The following is a 14,908-nucleotide window of genomic DNA, read 5'->3' as shown; positions in this document are numbered from 1 at the left end:
TTCATTATGCCGCACGGGCGCCAGCTTGGCTCCATGCATCCATGCCTTTTACCGGCTTTGGTACCGCATTCAAGCAAACTGGACCGATTCAGTTTAGGAATCGGAAAACCGTTGCGCCCCAGCCACTGATCGACCGGTTATGGTCAACGAATGGTTAGTTCTGCCGGCGAACATCTTCGACGATCCGCGCCCACCCCAACCATTGTCTGGCCGGAAGGCCGACGGCATCAGGTCATCCACGAGATGTCGTTCCAGACGGCGAAGAGCATCAGCGACAGCACCAGCACGATTCCGATTCGAAATCCGAACTCCTGCACCTTTTCGCTCAGCGGTCGCCCGCGCAAGGCCTCGTAAGCGTAGAACAGGAGATGGCCGCCGTCGAGCATCGGGATCGGAACGAGATTGAGCAGGCCGATCGAGATCGACAGCTGCGCCGCCAGAATCAGGAGCGCCGCGAAGCCGAGCGTGGCGACCTGGCTGGAGATGCCGGCAATGCGGATCGGACCGCCGATCTGGTCGGCGGCCTGGTTGCCCGTGAAGATGCCGCCGATGAAAGAAGCGGTGTGGCTGGTGAAGAACCAGGTCTGCTCGGCGCCATAGCGGACCGATTCGACCGCCGAGAGTTTCTCGGTTCGGAACGACGAGCTCTCGCGGGTGGCGACGAGGCCCATCAGCGGGCCCGTCACCTCGTTGCCGAAGGCATCGGTCTGGGTGACGTTGCGCGGCGTCACCTGCAGGTGAAGCGTCGCACCGGCTCGTTCCACGGCGACATCGATCGGCACATTCGCCCGGGTCGACACATATTCCAGGATATCGCCGAAGAACGTCACCTCGTTGCCGTCCAGCGCCACGATCCGATCGCCCGCCAGGATACCGGCCTCGGCTGCCGGCGACTCCGCCCGCACTTCGGCGACGATGGGGTCGCCGACGACCCGGCCGTTGAAGTAGGCGACGCCGGCGAAGATCGCGATGGCGAGGATGAAATTGGCGATCGGGCCGGCGGCCACCGTCGCGGCGCGGCGGGCAACGCTCTGGGCAGGAAACGACTTCTGCCGCTCCGCCTCGTCCATCCGCGCAACGGCGGCATTGTCGGGCACGGAGGCGACGTTCTCGTCGCCGAGGAACTTGACGTAGCCGCCGAGCGGAATGGCGCAGAGCTTCCACCGCGTTCCCTGGCGGTCGTTGAAGCCGATCAGCTCGGGGCCGAAGCCGACGGAAAAGGCCAGGACCTTGATCCCGCACAGCCGCCCGACGAGGAAATGACCCAGCTCATGGAAGAACACGATCACCGTCAGGACGAACAGAAACGGGATGATCTTGATCAGCGCCGTGTCCCAGATCATCGCGAAAAAGGACGAGACGTCCATTGGTCAACCCTCGATATCGCACCGCGCGGCATGCTGCACGGCGCCGGAAAGGAACTCAAGCGCGAGGCATACCGCATTGAATCGCGGGTTCATACCGGCAAGCCGGCAGACCGCGCCGATTACAGGTCGAAGAGCGCGCGCGCCGGGTGGTCGAGGCCGTTCAACGCCATGCCGACGATCCAGGCCGCGGCCAGAGCGACGATCAGGGCGTCGATCCGATCCATCAGGCCGCCATGGCCCGGAATGATCCGCCCGGAATCCTTCACGCCGAAATGCCGCTTGATCCAGGACTCGAAAAGGTCTCCCGCCTGTCCGAGGATCGACAGGCATGCGGTCAGGAGCAGCATCCAGACATGGACCTCGCCGGTCGCCGCGTAAGCAAACAAGGTGCCGAGCACGACGCCGGCCAAGAGTCCGCCAAGGCAGCCCGATATGGTCTTCTTCGGCGACACCGACGGCATGATCTTCGGTCCGCCGAGGGCCCGGCCGGTGAAATAGGCAAAGATGTCGGACGACCAGACCACGGTGATGACGAGCCCGAGCACCGCCAGGCCGGCTGCGTCGTCGCCGCGCAACATGCCCGGCGCGAAACCCGCCAGACTGGCATAGACGAGGCCGCCGAGCGTCCAGTCGGCGCGGTGCTCGCGGCGATCGACGAAGGCGATGAAGGCGCTGGCAGCGACCACGATGGCGAGTGCGGCCGCATTGGCGCCGAGCAGGAAGGCAAAGAGCGCAAACAGCAGCGCGCGCCGCGCCAGCTTGAACAGCGGCCCGGCACGCCGGGCCCGCGTCATCTGCGACCATTCCTCGAAGACGACGATGGCGGCCGCGCAGCACAACAGGCGAAACAGCACGCCTCCGATCACCGCGATGGCGAGCACGAAGCAGCCCAGCACCAGGGCCGAGATCAGGCGGACGCGCAGATCGGTCCAGGACTGGCTCTTCAGTGCGGGGCCGGTCCGGAGGCTCATGAGGGCAAGATCCGCGGCACCTCAGGAAGCGATGTCGCAGGAGACGCTGCCGAAACGCCGTTCGCGACCGGCGAAATCGGCCAGGGCCTCCTCGAACGCCTTGCGGTCGAAGTCCGGCCACAGGCACGGCATGAAGACGAACTCGGAATAGGCGGCCTGCCAGAGGAGAAAGTTCGACAGACGCAGCTCGCCTGAGGTGCGGATGATGAGGTCGGGATCGGGAATGCCCGCCGTGTCCATGTGGCTGTCGAGGAACTCGGCCGTCACCGCGTCGGCGGAAACCTCGCCGGAGGCGAGCTTGACCGCGATGCGCTTGACGGCCCGGGTAACCTCTTCGCGCGCTCCGTAGTTGAAGGCGATGACCAGCGTCGTGCTGTCGTTGTTGCAGGTGAGGTTTTCGGCCTCCTCCAGCAGCGCGCGGATATCAGGGCTCAGATTGTCGCGGCCGCCGATCACCCGGACGCGCACGCCCTCCTTGTGCAGGTCGGCGAGGTCCCGGCGGATGAACAGCTTCAGGAGCCCCATCAGCTCGTCGACTTCCTGCGCCGGACGGCGCCAGTTCTCGGACGAGAAGGCGAACAGCGTGAGGTAGCGGATGCCGAGGGCGCCCGCCGTGCGGACCGCTTCCCGGACTGCCTCGACGCCGCGGCGGTGACCGACAGTGCGCGGCAGTCCGCGCGCCTTGGCCCAACGTCCGTTGCCGTCCATGATGATCGCGACGTGTTGCGGAAGTCGCACGGGAAGCCTCGTTTCTTCTAGCCGGCCGCCGGCAATCCGACGGCCCTGGATCGCGGCAGCCTAGACCTGCATGATTTCGGCTTCCTTAGCCGACAGCGACCTGTCGATCTCGGAAATCGTTTCGTCCGTCATCTTCTGGACCCGGTCGGACATCTGACGGCTGTCATCCTGCCCGATATCGCCGTCCTTCTCCATCTTCTTCAGGGTCTCCATCCCGTCGCGCCGCACATGCCGCGCTGCGATCCGGGCATTCTCGCCATAAGTGTGCGCAACCTTGACCAGTTCCTTGCGGCGCTGCTCGTTGAGCTCCGGCAGCGGAATGCGCAGCGTGGTCCCGTCGGTGATCGGGTTGAGGCCGAGATGGCTGTCGCGGATCGCGCGCTCGACCTTGCCGACCATGCTCTTGTCCCAGACCGAGACCGACAGCATGCGCGGCTCAGGAATGGACACGTTGGCGAGCTGGTTGAGCGGTGTCTGCGTGCCATAGGCTTCGACGGTGATGGGGTCGAGCAGGCTCGCCGAGGCCCGGCCGGTGCGCAGGCCGGAGAGGTCGTGCTGGAGCGCATTGATCGCGCCGTCCATGCGACGCTTCAGTTCGGTAAAGTCAAAATCCGCCATATCAGGTCCTTCGCTTTCTCTCGGCGTCTCAGTCCGTCACGATCGTGGCGCGGCCGGTGCCCGACAGGATCCGGGCGAACTCGCCCTTTTCGTGAATGGAAAAGACGACAATGGGAATGTGGTTCTCGCGGGCCAGAGCGACCGCGGCGACGTCCATCACCGCCAGGCCGCGCTGCAGCACCTCGCTATGGGTCAATTGCTCAAAGCGCACCGCGGTCGGATCGGTCTTCGGATCGGCCGTGTAGATCCCGTCGACCTGCGTGCCCTTGAACAGGGCTTCGGCGCCCATTTCGGCGGCGCGGAGCGCGGCCGCGGAATCGGTGGTGAAGAAGGGATTGCCGGTGCCGCCGGCGAAGATCACCACCCTGCCCGCGGCGGCATGCGCCAGCGCGTCACGCTGGGAAAAGCTCTCGCAGATCTCCGGCATGGCGATCGCCGACAGGACGATCGACTCGACGCCGATCTTCAAGAGCGAGGTGCGCAGCGCCAGGGCGTTGATGACGGTCGCCAGCATGCCCATGTGGTCGCCGGTCACCCGGTCTCCGCCCTTGGACGCGACGGCCACGCCGCGGAAGATGTTGCCGCCGCCGATGACGACGGAAATGTCGGCGCCCAGTTCCCGGGCCTCGCGGATATCGCCGGCGATCCGGTCGACCACGGTGACGTCGATCCCGAAACCCTGGCTGCCCATCAGGGCCTCGCCCGAGACCTTCAGCAGAACGCGTTTGAACCGGATGCCTGACGTCATGAAGGGTCGTTCCTCGGGAAATTCCGGCCTGCGATACAATAAGGGCGTCCGCTTGTCACGCGGACGCCCGAGGCCTGTCTCGTCTGGGGAGAGGCTTTACTTCTTGCCGGCGTAGGCCGCGACTTCGGCGGCGAAGTCGGAGGTCTCGCGCTCGACGCCCTCGCCGAGGGCGAAGCGCACGAAGCCGGCGATCGTTGCCGGAGCGCCGAAATCCTTCTCGGCTTCCTTCAGCGCCTTCTCGACCGTCAGGTCGGGATTGATGACGAAGGCCTGGCTGAGGAGAACGACTTCCTCGTAGAACTTGCGCATCCGGCCCTCGACCATCTTTTCGATGATGGCTTCCGGCTTGCCCGACTCGCGGGCCTGCTCGACGAAGATCGCCTTTTCGCGATCGGCCGTCGCCTGGTCGACTTCGCCCGATGTCAGCGCCAGCGGGTTGGTCGCGGCGACATGCATCGCGACCTGGCGGCCGAAGGCGAGAAGAGCGGCCTTGTCGCCGGTCGACTCGAGGGCGACGAGGACGCCCATCTTCCCGAGACCGTCGGAGATCTGGTTGTGGATGTAGGTCGCCACGACGCCGTCGCCGACGGTCAGCTTGGCGGTGCGGCGGAGAGCCATGTTCTCGCCGATCGTTCCGACAGCCTCGGTGATCGTCTCGGCGACGGTCTTCGACGAGCCGGGATAGGTCGCACCCGCGACCGCCTCGAGCGAGCCGTCGGTCGGCAGGCCGACATTGGCGACGTTGCGCACGATCGCCTGGAAGGCGTCGTTGCGGGCGACGAAATCGGTCTCGGAATTGACCTCGACGACGATCGCCTCGGTGCCGCCCGACGCGGCGCCGATCAGGCCCTCGGCGGCGGTGCGGCCGGACTTCTTGTCGGCCTTGGAAATGCCCTTGGCCCGCAGCCAGTCGATCGCGGCTTCCATGTCGCCGGCGTTCTCGGAAAGGGCGGTCTTGCAGTCCATCATGCCTGCGCCGGATTTCTCGCGCAGCTCTTTCACCATCGCGGCGGTAACGGTCATCGATCAGCCTCTTGGAAATGAAACATGCGCACCCCTGTCGCCAGACGAGAGGTGCGCCGTAAATGTGACGGCGCGATTACGCCGTCCGGTCAGGAAGCGCCGCCAGAAGCGGCAGCAGCCCTCAGGCCGCCGGCTGGACTTCCGGCTCGGCAGCAGACGTCGCCTCGGCGGCGACATCGGACTCTGTCTCCGGAGCCGACTGGTCGGGCATCGCGACTTCGTCGAGGGCCTCGGCCGGAGCCTCTTCCATCGCACCGATGTCGACACCCATGGCGCCGGCCTGGCGGCCGATGCCGTCGAGGCAGGCCTTGGCGATCAGGTCGCAGTACAGCGTGATGGCGCGGGCCGCGTCGTCATTGCCCGGGATCGGGAAGTCGATCGGGTTCGGGTTGCAGTTCGAGTCGATCACGGCGACCACCGGGATGTGGAGGCGCTTGGCTTCCTCGATCGCGATGGCTTCCTTGTTGGTGTCGATGATGAAGATCATGTCCGGCACGCCGCCCATGTCCTTGATGCCGCCGAGGGCCCGGTCGAGCTTGTCGCGCTCGCGCTGCAGGGTCAGCCGCTCCTTCTTGGTGAAGCCGTGGGCTTCGCCCGAAAGCATCTCGTCGAGCTTGCGCAGGCGCTGGATCGAGTTCGAGATCGTCTTCCAGTTGGTCAGCATGCCGCCGAGCCAGCGGGCGTTGACGTAATACTGGGCCGAGCGCTGGGCAGCGTCGGCGATGATGTCCGAAGCCTGGCGCTTGGTGCCGACGAACAGCACGCGGCCGCCGCGGGCGACGGTGTCCGAAACCGCCTTCAGCGCGGTGTGCAGGAGCGGCACCGTCTGGGCGAGATCGAGAATGTGGATGTTGTTGCGCGAGCCGAAGATGAACGGCGCCATCTTCGGGTTCCAGCGGTGAGTCTGGTGGCCGAAGTGGACGCCCGCTTCGAGCAGCTGACGCATGGAATAATCTGGCAATGCCATGGTATTTTCCTTTTACCGGTTGAGCCTCCACGGAAAAGAAGCAGCCGGATGGCCGCCACCGGTGGGACAGAGCGAACGGATTTCTCCGCTGTCAGTCCCGAATTCCGTGTGTGGAATGACCGCGCCCATACACCTTTGCGCCGCGCCGGGCAAGGTCAAACTGTCCGCGACTGCGGGGCACCGGCACGGGCCGGCAGCCGAAAATTGCCGCGTCGGACCCGGCCGGGATCACCGGATCGCCTGCCGCCGACGCCTCACCCGCCTGCCGCGCGCCGCTACTGGCAGCGTGTCGCGTCGAAGAGATCGAGCTGATTCAGCGAGCCGGTCAGGACGTAGCTGCCGAAATCGAGGCGCAGGGAATCCGAGACGCCGTTCTCGTAGAGGACATAGCTGGTCTGGAACACCGGCATGCCGTCCGGGTCGCTGTCGCTGTTGTAATAGGCCTCGCTGATTCGCCAGGACGCCAGCCCGGCTAGTAGCTTCTGAATGGCGGCCGTCGGCGCCGGCTGGGCGCCCTCTCCCGGTGCGGACGAAGGGTCGGGCTTGCCCGAGGCCGGCGCGGCGGGCTCGGGCATCGCGGCGGCAGCGCCGGCGGCCGGCGTCAGATTGGGCGTGATGATCGCGGTGCTGGTGAGAAGCTTTTCGGCGTCGTCGTCGCCGTCGAACAGTTTTGTCTCGACGATCCGCTCGCCCGCCTTGGCATGGGCGATCAGCTCGGCGGTATGCTGCATGGGGAAGGCCGATCTCGGCAGGTCGAACTGGCGCTCGACGGGCGACTGCATCGCCACCTTCGTCGTCTCGCCCTCCTGGTGCGCCGCGCCACGGATCTCCTTTTCCGGCGAGCCGTCGACGAAGGTCTTCGTCGTGAACTCAAACTCGGTCCCGGCCAGATTCTCGGTCGAATTCGTCTGCTGGTCCGTCAGCGTGAATTCCTGCTCCTGCTGGAAACGCGCGACAAAACGGTAGTCGAGATCGTAGACACCGCACTTGTCGGTCTTCAGCGCCATGGCGATTCTGCCCTCGGCGTCGACGATCCCGCTTGATTCGGAAGCCAGGCTGAGATTGTACACAGCCTGATGCGGGGCCAGCGGCATGGCGGCATGGGCCGCGGATGCCGAAAACGTTGCCAGGACGATCAAACTGCGGGACATCATGCGAAAATCTCTCGGAACGGTTCGGCCGGCAGCCCGTCGGGAGGCCATCCGGCATCCCTGTTTCCGCCTTAGTCTCACATTCCCGCCAACAAAGGACAATTCATGACCGACACCATCACGACCCGCCTCGCCGCCGCCGGCGTGACGCTGCCCGTCGCCGCCGCTCCGGCCGCCAACTACGTGCCCTTCGTCCTCTACGGCTCGCTGCTGCAGACCTCCGGCCAGCTGCCGATCGACGGTGGCAAGGTGGCGGTGACCGGCAAGCTCGGCGGCGGCGTCGCCCTCGAGGACGGCCAGGCCGCGGCGCGCTTCTGCGCGATCAACATCCTGGCGCAGGCCAGCGCGGCGCTGGGCGGCGACCTCACCCGCATCGTCCGCCTCCTGAAGCTCACCGTCTTCGTGGCCTCCAGCCCCGATTTCACCGAGCAGCACAAGGTCGCCAACGGCGCGTCCGACTTCCTCGTCGACATCCTCGGCGATGCCGGCCGGCATTCCCGCTCGGCCGTCGGCGTCCCGGCCCTGCCGATGGATGCCGCGGTCGAGATCGAGGCCCTGTTCGAGATCCGGTGAGCCCCCATGACATTTGACGGTCCTCTCGGCTGGCTGACCCGCCGGCCGATCGCCCATCGCGGGCTGCACGACGGCAATGTTGCCGTCATCGAAAACACGATCGCCGCCGCCGCCGCCGCCATTGCCGGCGACTACGCCATCGAATGCGACGTCTGCCTGACGCGCGACGGCGTTCCCGTCGTCTTCCACGATCCGACGGTGGAGCGGCTGACGACGGAAAGCGGCCGCGTCGCCGCTTGGTCGGCTGAGGATCTGGCGAAGGTAACGCTCGGCCATACCGACCAGACGATCCCGACGGTAGCCGAGTTCCTCGCCTTCGTGGACGGCCGCGTGCCCGTGATCATGGAGATGAAGGGAACCACCGCCGAAGAGGACGCGGGCTATTTCGACGCGCTCTGGCCGGTCATTTCAGGCTATCGCGGGCCGCTGGCGCTGATGTCCTTCGACGTCTGGCTGATCGAGCAGGCGCTCGCCGGCTGCGAGCTGCCGGTGGGGCTGACGGCCGAGGGTCTGCGGCCAGAACTGCTCGCCGCGCACCGCGCCACGATCGAGCGCGGCTGCCGGTTCGTCTCCTACAGCGTGCACCACCTGCCCAATCCGTTCGTTGACTGGATGCGCAGCGAGCGACGCGCGCCGGTCATCTCCTGGACGGTCCGCACGCCCGAAGACATTGCCACGACACAGGCGCATGCCGACCAGATGACCTTCGAGGGCTTTGTGCCGCAGGCGTGACGCTTGCAATGCACAAGGCGGACGATAGCTTCCAGGCATGACAAGACATCAGGGCACCGGGGCTTCGGACGGACCGGTGGCGGAGCCAGGCTTCGCCATCCGCGTGGTCGACGCGATCGACAGGCTGCCGGCTGACGAATGGGACCGCCTGGCGCTCGTGGATGCCGCCGCCGCGGGCGATGCCGCCCCGGCCCTTCCCGGCAATCCTTTCCTCCTCCACGCGTTTCTCAAATCGCTGGAAGACAGCGGCTGCGTCGGCGGCCGCACCGGCTGGCAACCGCAGCACCTCGTGCTGGAAGATGCGGACGGCGCGGCGATCGGCTTCGTGCCGGCCTATCTGAAAGGCCACAGCCAGGGCGAATACGTCTTCGACCATGGCTGGGCCGACGCTTTCGAGCGGGCCGGCGGGCGCTACTATCCGAAGCTCCAGGTTTCCGTGCCGTTCACGCCGGCGACCGGACCGCGGCTGCTCGTCGGTACGACGCCAGGGGCCGATGTGCGGCGCCTGGCGCTGTGCGAAGGCATCAAGGCCTATGTTGGCCAGACCGGCGTTTCCTCGGCTCACGCCACCTTCCTCACGCCCGACGACCTTTCGGCCATGGACGCCGACGAGTATCTTCATCGGACGGACCAGCAGTTCCATTTCCGCAACGAGGGCTTCGCCAGCTACGAGGATTTCCTCGGCACTCTCGCCTCGCGCAAGCGCAAGGTGCTGCGCAAGGAGCGGCGCGAGGCGCTGGCGCCCGGCATCACGGTGGAATGGCTGACCGGCGCCGATCTCACCGAGGAGGCCTGGGACGCCTTCTTCGACTTCTACAACGACACCGGCAGCCGTAAATGGGGCCGACCCTATCTCAACCGAAAATTCTTCCGGTTGATCGGCGAGCGCATGCCGGAGCGGATCGTCCTGATGATGGCCCGGCGCGAGGGCCGCTACATCGCAGGGGCGCTCAACCTCGTCGGCGGCGACACGCTCTACGGCCGCTACTGGGGCTGCATCGAGGAGCATCCCTTCCTGCATTTCGAGGTCTGTTATCACCAGGCGATCGACTACGCGATCGCCCACAAGCTGGCTGTCGTCGAGGCCGGGGCCCAGGGCGAGCACAAGCTGGCCCGCGGCTATGCGCCTGTGACCACGCATTCCGCCCACTACATCCGCCATCCCGGCCTGCGCCAGGCGGTGGAGGACCATCTCGACTTCGAGCGGCGCGAGGTCGAGCGGCGGCAGGAAATCCTGGCCCGGCACACGCCCTTCCGCAAAGGCGAGGATTGACCGGACCGCGTTTCCGTCCGAAACCCGCGAGCACCGACAGCCGTGAGGAGGACGTGGGATGAGCGACGCATACGATCCGGGCAATATCTTCGCCAAGATCCTTCGGGGCGAGATTCCCCGCCACGAGATTTTTGAAGACGACGTCGCCCTTGCCCTCATGGACGTCATGCCGCAGTCCAAAGGTCACTGCCTCGTCATCCCGAAGGCACCCTCGCGCAACCTCCTCGATGCCGAGGATGAGACCCTCTCCCTTCTGATGCCCCGCGTCGCCCGCCTCGCCCGCGCCGCCCATAAAGCTTTTGCGGCCGACGGGGTCGTGGTCAGCCAGTTCAACGAGGCGCCGGCGGGACAGACGATCTTCCATCTGCACTTCCACGTCATCCCGCGCTACGAGGGAGTGGCTCTCGTGCCGCATTCCGGCGGGATGGCCGATGCCGGGATGCTGGCCGAACAGGCGGCGCTCATCCGGGCCGCGCTGGACTGATCCGCGCGGAGTACCGCGGGCGAGGCCCTCGTCAGCCCATCGCCAGCGGCACGCCGATCAGGATCGCTTCCGCGACGAGAATGCCGACCAGGACCCGCCTGCCTGCCATGAGATACACGGCGAACCCGGCGGCGAGCGCGCCAATCCTGACAGCGTCGGGGATCTCGGCCAGGGATCCCGAGGGATAGAGGACGAGCCGCCCGATCACCGCGGCGACCATGCCCGTCGCGATCGTGCGGGTCAGCGCGACATAGGGCGAGGTCTCGTCGAGACGGCTGGCGGAGAGCACGCCGAGATAGCGCCACATGTCGGTCGGCAGCCAGCCGGCGAGCAGGATGAAGACATAGGGCCACCAGGCCGCCGTGATCGCGTGGAAGGAAAGGTCGCCCATCAGACGCGCCTCGCCTCGACCGCCCGGCCGAGGAAAAAGGCCAGGGCGCCGCCGCCGATGCCGGCGATCAGAAGGTCGAAGTCCGGCGACAGCCAGTGCGCCGGCGGCACGCAGAGAATCCCCAGAAACAGCGCCAGGCGCCCGGAAAGGTCACGCGCGGAGCCGAACAGCGATGTCAGGAAATAGACCGGCGTCAGGAAGGCCAGCGCGCCCGTGGCGAGCGCCGGCAGCTGTCCCATCAGATTGAACACGAGAGCGACGACGACCGTGTTCACCGCCGTCAGGAGAATGGCGAAGCTGCCGAAGAACAGCGCCCGCCGCTCCCGCGGCACCTGGTCGACCCGTTCCATCGCGTAGACCCAGCCGGTGATGGCGACGAAATGGGACAGGAAGAGCAGCGTCAGCGTGCGTGTCTTCGGCGTCCGGATCTCGGCCAGCAGCGCCACCACCATCGGCATCAGCCGCAGCGACGACAGGCCGACCGCGAGGGCTGCGGCCGGCAGCGACACGCCGGCGGTGATCGCGCCGACGAGGATGATCTTGGCCGGCAGCGCCCAGACGGCGAAGGTCATGAAGGACGCCTGCATCCAGTCGAGCCCCGCGTCGCGCGCCAGGGCGGCAAAGCCGATGAAGGAGACGGTGAGGATCAGCGCCGGCGGGCTGAAGATCCCGAGCATGCCTTTGGCGATCCAATGGAACGCCGAGGGCTCCGCCGTGCTGTCCTCGCTGGCGCTCATGTCTGCTGTCCGGTTCCTGGTGTCCGCGCCATGTCGGCGCGCAAAAAAGGGCCGCCCTTTCGGGCGGCCCTTGGCATGATGAGCCGAGCTCAGTTCGTCTTGCGCGGCGCCTTGGTGGCGGGGCGCTTGGCGGTCTTCACCGCGACGTCGCCGTCATCCTCGTCGTCCTCGCCGTCATCGTCGTCGTCGAACTCCTCGCCATCGGCCGAGACCTTGGCGCGAGACCGCTTCGACTTCGGCTGATCGTCGGCGATGCATTCGAGCGCGAGCTTCTTGCCGCCCTTCTCGTCGTCGACGACCGTCACCTTGACGGTGCCGCCCTTCTTCAGCTTGCCGAACAGGACCTCGTCGGCCAGCGGCTTCTTGACGAACTCCTGGATGACGCGCGCCAGCGGCCGCGCCCCCATGTGCTCGTCATAGCCCTTGTCCGCCAGCCAGGCGACGGCCTCGGGCGTGAGCTCGAAGGTGACGCCGCGCTCCGACAGCTGGACTTCCAGCTGCATGACGAACTTCTCGACGACGCGGTTGATCTCCTCGGGGCCAAGGCCCGCGAACGGAATGATCGCATCCAGCCGGTTGCGGAATTCCGGCGTGAACAGCTTGTTGATCGCCTCGACATCGTCGCCGGTGCGCCGCGTCGAGCCGAAGCCGATCGCCGCCCGTGCGCCTTCCGCCGCGCCCGCATTCGTTGTCATGATCAGGATGACATTACGGAAGTCGATCTTCTTGCCGTTGTGGTCGGTCAGCTTGCCGTGGTCCATGACCTGCAACAGGATGTTGAAGAGGTCCGGATGCGCCTTTTCGATTTCGTCCAGCAGCAGCACGCAGTGCGGATGCTGGTCGACGCCGTCGGTGAGAAGCCCGCCCTGGTCGAAGCCGACATAGCCGGGAGGCGCGCCGATCAGCCGCGAGACCGTGTGCCGCTCCATGTATTCCGACATGTCGAAGCGCAGAAGTTCCAGGCCGAGGGCCGAAGCGAGCTGCTTGGCGACTTCCGTCTTGCCGACGCCCGTCGGGCCCGAAAAGAGGTAGCTGCCGATCGGCTTGTCGGGTTCCCGCAGGCCGGCTCGCGCCAGCTTGATCGTCGCCGAAAGGGCCTCGATCGCCGCATCCTGGCCGTAGACGACGCGCTTCAGCTGCGTGTCGAGATGGGCGAGGACTTCCTCGTCGTCCTTCGACACCGATTTCGGCGGAATCCGCGCCATCGTGGCGATCGTCGCCTCGATCTCCTTGACGCCGATCTTGCGCTTGCGCTGCGCCTCGGGGAGCAGCATCTGCGACGCGCCGGTCTCGTCGATCACGTCGATCGCCTTGTCCGGCAGCTTGCGGTCGTTGATGTAGCGCGCCGACAGCTCGACCGCCGCCTTGATCGCCTCATTGGAGAACTTCACCTTGTGGAAGTCCTCGAAATAGGGCTTCAGCCCCTTCATGATGGCAATGGCGTCGTCGATCGTCGGCTCCTTGACGTCGATCTTCTGGAAGCGCCGGACGAGAGCCCGGTCCTTCTCGAAGAACTGCCGGTATTCCTTGTACGTGGTGGAGCCGATGCAGCGGATGGCGCCGTTGGAGAGCGCCGGCTTCAACAGGTTCGAGGCATCCATGGCGCCGCCGGACGTCGCGCCGGCGCCGATGACAGTGTGGATCTCGTCGATGAACAGGACGGCGCCCGGATACTCCTCGAGCTCCTTGACGACCTGCTTCAGCCGCTCCTCGAAGTCGCCGCGATAGCGTGTGCCGGCGAGCAGCGTGCCCATATCGAGCGAGAAGATCGTCGCGTCGGCCAGAACCTCCGGCACGTCGTTCTCGACGATCCGCTTGGCCAGGCCTTCGGCGATGGCCGTTTTGCCCACGCCGGGATCGCCGACGTAGAGCGGGTTGTTCTTTGACCTGCGGCAGAGCACCTGGATGGTCCGGTTGATCTCCTCGGTGCGGCCGATCAAGGGATCGATGCGCCCGGATTTCGCCTTTTCGTTCAGGTTGATGCAGTAGGCGGTGAGAGCATCCTGGGTCGTTTTGCGCCTGCCTTCCTCATCCGGTCCCATGGTCGACTGATCGTCCTCGGCGCCCCGCAGCGGTCGACTTTCCGACCCGCCGGCGCGCTTGGCAATGCCATGAGCGATGAAGTTCACGGCATCGTAGCGAGTCATCTCCTGCTCCTGCAGGAAATAGGCAGCATGGCTCTCGCGCTCGGCAAAAATCGCCACGAGCACGTTTGCCCCTGTCACTTCTTCGCGACCCGACGACTGGACGTGGATCACGGCACGCTGGATCACGCGGTGGAAGCCCGCCGTCGGCTTGGAATCCTCTTCATGCCCGGTGACCAGGTTGGCCAGTTCGGTGTCGATGTATTCGACCAGGCTGGCGCGCAGAACGTCGAGATCGACGTTGCAGCCCTTCATCACCGCAGCGGCGTCCTTGTCCTCCAAAAGCGCCAGCAACAGGTGCTCGAGCGTGGCGAACTCCTGCTGGCGCTCGTTGGCGAGCGTCAGCGCCTGGTGCAGAGACTTTTCAAGGCTTTGCGAAAATGTCGGCAAGCTTCACCTCAATTCTTTTCCATCACGCATTGCAGCGGATGCTGATGCTGGCGGGCGAAATCCATGACCTGCGTGACCTTCGTCTCCGCGACCTCGTAGGTAAAGACACCGCATTCGCCAACGCCGTGATTGTGCACATGCAGCATGACTCGGGTAGCCGCCTCGCGATCCTTCTGGAAGAAACGCTCCAGGACATGAATCACGAATTCCATCGGGGTGTAATCGTCATTCAGAAGCAGCACCCTGTAAAGGCTCGGCTTCTTCGTCTGCGGCTTGGTCCGGGTGATGACCGATGTTCCGCGATCGGGATCCGATCCGCGTTGCCGGCCCGCCTGCGAACGCACGAGATCCGATTCCAACCCTGTTCCCGTTCCGTCGTTCACTGCCGCCACCTCTGTCATGCCTCGGCTATGTAATGTGCCGCGCCGGGATTTTAAGACATGTCGGCCGCCCATGAAAGTTTCCTGATCGATGCCGCACCGTTGGCGAGCCCATTCTGGTTTCACGCCGAACATTTTGCGATTCCATGCAAATTTTGTTCCGCCCGGTTTTAGCCGGACTTGCGCGATATTTCCCGAAGAATCGGCGTGGTCCTTGCTAA

Annotated in this window: 16 protein-coding genes; 4 read left to right on the top strand and 12 right to left on the bottom strand. The window is 65.6% G+C overall.

The window, feature by feature from the left end; all coding sequences use genetic code 11:
- Window positions 1–227: 227 nt before the first annotated feature.
- The 8 genes from rseP to IEX88_RS23620 all read right to left on the bottom strand — a co-directional run bounded on the left by rseP (window position 228) and on the right by IEX88_RS23620 (window position 7,586).
- The gene (gene rseP / locus IEX88_RS23655; RefSeq protein ID WP_188854949.1) at window positions 228–1,367 is read right to left on the bottom strand and encodes an RIP metalloprotease RseP; all 1,140 of its coding nucleotides are present in this window, start codon (window positions 1,365–1,367) and stop codon (window positions 228–230) included.
- 119 nt (window positions 1,368–1,486) lie between these two features.
- Window positions 1,487–2,338 (bottom strand): phosphatidate cytidylyltransferase, encoded by an 852-nt coding sequence (locus IEX88_RS23650; protein WP_188854948.1) that lies wholly within the window; start codon window positions 2,336–2,338, stop codon window positions 1,487–1,489.
- Window positions 2,339–2,359: 21 nt separating this feature from the next.
- Window positions 2,360–3,076, bottom strand: coding sequence for an isoprenyl transferase (locus IEX88_RS23645; RefSeq protein WP_188854947.1), 717 nt, complete (start codon window positions 3,074–3,076; stop codon window positions 2,360–2,362).
- A 60-nt stretch (window positions 3,077–3,136) separates the two neighbouring features.
- A complete protein-coding gene (gene frr / locus IEX88_RS23640; protein WP_188854946.1) occupies window positions 3,137–3,694 on the bottom strand; it encodes a ribosome recycling factor in 558 nt (185 codons plus the stop codon).
- A 28-nt stretch (window positions 3,695–3,722) separates the two neighbouring features.
- Window positions 3,723–4,442, bottom strand: coding sequence for a UMP kinase (gene pyrH / locus IEX88_RS23635; protein WP_188854945.1), 720 nt, complete (start codon window positions 4,440–4,442; stop codon window positions 3,723–3,725).
- A gap of 96 nt (window positions 4,443–4,538) precedes the next feature.
- Window positions 4,539–5,465 (bottom strand): translation elongation factor Ts, encoded by a 927-nt coding sequence (tsf, locus tag IEX88_RS23630; protein WP_188854944.1) that lies wholly within the window; start codon window positions 5,463–5,465, stop codon window positions 4,539–4,541.
- Window positions 5,466–5,586: 121 nt separating this feature from the next.
- Window positions 5,587–6,432, bottom strand: coding sequence for a 30S ribosomal protein S2 (rpsB, locus tag IEX88_RS23625; RefSeq protein WP_188854943.1), 846 nt, complete (start codon window positions 6,430–6,432; stop codon window positions 5,587–5,589).
- 275 nt (window positions 6,433–6,707) lie between these two features.
- A complete protein-coding gene (locus tag IEX88_RS23620) occupies window positions 6,708–7,586 on the bottom strand; it encodes an EipB family protein (RefSeq protein ID WP_188854942.1) in 879 nt (292 codons plus the stop codon).
- Window positions 7,587–7,688: 102 nt separating this feature from the next.
- On the opposite strand from IEX88_RS23620, the gene IEX88_RS23615 reads away from it, so the two are divergent.
- The 4 genes from IEX88_RS23615 to IEX88_RS23600 are packed head-to-tail and all read left to right on the top strand — an operon-like array spanning window position 7,689 to window position 10,645.
- Complete coding sequence (locus IEX88_RS23615; RefSeq protein WP_188854941.1) at window positions 7,689–8,156, top strand: RidA family protein; 468 nt, start codon at window positions 7,689–7,691, stop codon at window positions 8,154–8,156.
- A gap of 6 nt (window positions 8,157–8,162) precedes the next feature.
- Complete coding sequence (locus IEX88_RS23610; protein WP_188854940.1) at window positions 8,163–8,888, top strand: glycerophosphodiester phosphodiesterase family protein; 726 nt, start codon at window positions 8,163–8,165, stop codon at window positions 8,886–8,888.
- A 37-nt stretch (window positions 8,889–8,925) separates the two neighbouring features.
- On the top strand, window positions 8,926–10,161 hold the full coding sequence (locus tag IEX88_RS23605) for a GNAT family N-acetyltransferase (RefSeq protein ID WP_188854939.1): 1,236 nt from the start codon (window positions 8,926–8,928) through the stop codon (window positions 10,159–10,161).
- 58 nt (window positions 10,162–10,219) lie between these two features.
- On the top strand, window positions 10,220–10,645 hold the full coding sequence (locus tag IEX88_RS23600) for an HIT family protein (RefSeq protein WP_188854938.1): 426 nt from the start codon (window positions 10,220–10,222) through the stop codon (window positions 10,643–10,645).
- Between the two features lie 31 nt (window positions 10,646–10,676).
- Here the strand turns inward: IEX88_RS23600 and IEX88_RS23595 are convergent, their stop codons facing one another.
- The 4 genes from IEX88_RS23595 to clpS form a co-directional block, all read right to left on the bottom strand.
- Window positions 10,677–11,036, bottom strand: a complete 360-nt coding sequence (locus IEX88_RS23595) for an AzlD domain-containing protein (RefSeq protein ID WP_188854937.1) — start codon at window positions 11,034–11,036, stop codon at window positions 10,677–10,679.
- A complete protein-coding gene (locus IEX88_RS23590; protein ID WP_188854936.1) occupies window positions 11,036–11,773 on the bottom strand; it encodes an AzlC family ABC transporter permease in 738 nt (245 codons plus the stop codon). Before IEX88_RS23590 ends, IEX88_RS23595 begins: the two co-directional genes overlap by 1 nt.
- Window positions 11,774–11,862: 89 nt before the next feature.
- Window positions 11,863–14,307: an ATP-dependent Clp protease ATP-binding subunit ClpA gene (gene clpA / locus IEX88_RS23585; protein ID WP_188854935.1), complete on the bottom strand. Its 2,445-nt coding sequence runs from the start codon at window positions 14,305–14,307 to the stop codon at window positions 11,863–11,865.
- 8 nt (window positions 14,308–14,315) lie between these two features.
- Window positions 14,316–14,708, bottom strand: coding sequence for an ATP-dependent Clp protease adapter ClpS (gene clpS / locus IEX88_RS23580; protein WP_244640464.1), 393 nt, complete (start codon window positions 14,706–14,708; stop codon window positions 14,316–14,318).
- Between the last annotated feature and the right edge of the window lie 200 nt (window positions 14,709–14,908).

The sequence above is a fragment of the Aureimonas glaciei genome (assembly GCF_014643375.1).
Classification (GTDB): domain Bacteria; phylum Pseudomonadota; class Alphaproteobacteria; order Rhizobiales; family Rhizobiaceae; genus Plantimonas; species Plantimonas glaciei.
This window is presented reverse-complemented; position numbering and strand designations above follow the sequence as displayed.

What these genes read in the sequence shown, in the direction of transcription:
- rseP (WP_188854949.1), bottom strand. Translation starts at nt 1,367, where the DNA reads ATGGACGTCTCGTCCTTTTTCGCGATGATCTGGGACACGGCGCTGATC.
- IEX88_RS23650 (WP_188854948.1), bottom strand. Translation starts at nt 2,338, where the DNA reads ATGAGCCTCCGGACCGGCCCCGCACTGAAGAGCCAGTCCTGGACCGAT.
- frr (WP_188854946.1), bottom strand. Translation starts at nt 3,694, where the DNA reads ATGGCGGATTTTGACTTTACCGAACTGAAGCGTCGCATGGACGGCGCG.
- pyrH (WP_188854945.1), bottom strand. Translation starts at nt 4,442, where the DNA reads ATGACGTCAGGCATCCGGTTCAAACGCGTTCTGCTGAAGGTCTCGGGC.
- tsf (WP_188854944.1), bottom strand. Translation starts at nt 5,465, where the DNA reads ATGACCGTTACCGCCGCGATGGTGAAAGAGCTGCGCGAGAAATCCGGC.
- rpsB (WP_188854943.1), bottom strand. Translation starts at nt 6,432, where the DNA reads ATGGCATTGCCAGATTATTCCATGCGTCAGCTGCTCGAAGCGGGCGTC.
- IEX88_RS23620 (WP_188854942.1), bottom strand. Translation starts at nt 7,586, where the DNA reads ATGATGTCCCGCAGTTTGATCGTCCTGGCAACGTTTTCGGCATCCGCG.
- IEX88_RS23615 (WP_188854941.1), top strand. Translation starts at nt 7,689, where the DNA reads ATGACCGACACCATCACGACCCGCCTCGCCGCCGCCGGCGTGACGCTG.
- IEX88_RS23610 (WP_188854940.1), top strand. Translation starts at nt 8,163, where the DNA reads ATGACATTTGACGGTCCTCTCGGCTGGCTGACCCGCCGGCCGATCGCC.
- IEX88_RS23605 (WP_188854939.1), top strand. Translation starts at nt 8,926, where the DNA reads ATGACAAGACATCAGGGCACCGGGGCTTCGGACGGACCGGTGGCGGAG.
- IEX88_RS23600 (WP_188854938.1), top strand. Translation starts at nt 10,220, where the DNA reads ATGAGCGACGCATACGATCCGGGCAATATCTTCGCCAAGATCCTTCGG.
- IEX88_RS23595 (WP_188854937.1), bottom strand. Translation starts at nt 11,036, where the DNA reads ATGGGCGACCTTTCCTTCCACGCGATCACGGCGGCCTGGTGGCCCTAT.
- IEX88_RS23590 (WP_188854936.1), bottom strand. Translation starts at nt 11,773, where the DNA reads ATGAGCGCCAGCGAGGACAGCACGGCGGAGCCCTCGGCGTTCCATTGG.
- clpS (WP_244640464.1), bottom strand. Translation starts at nt 14,708, where the DNA reads ATGACAGAGGTGGCGGCAGTGAACGACGGAACGGGAACAGGGTTGGAA.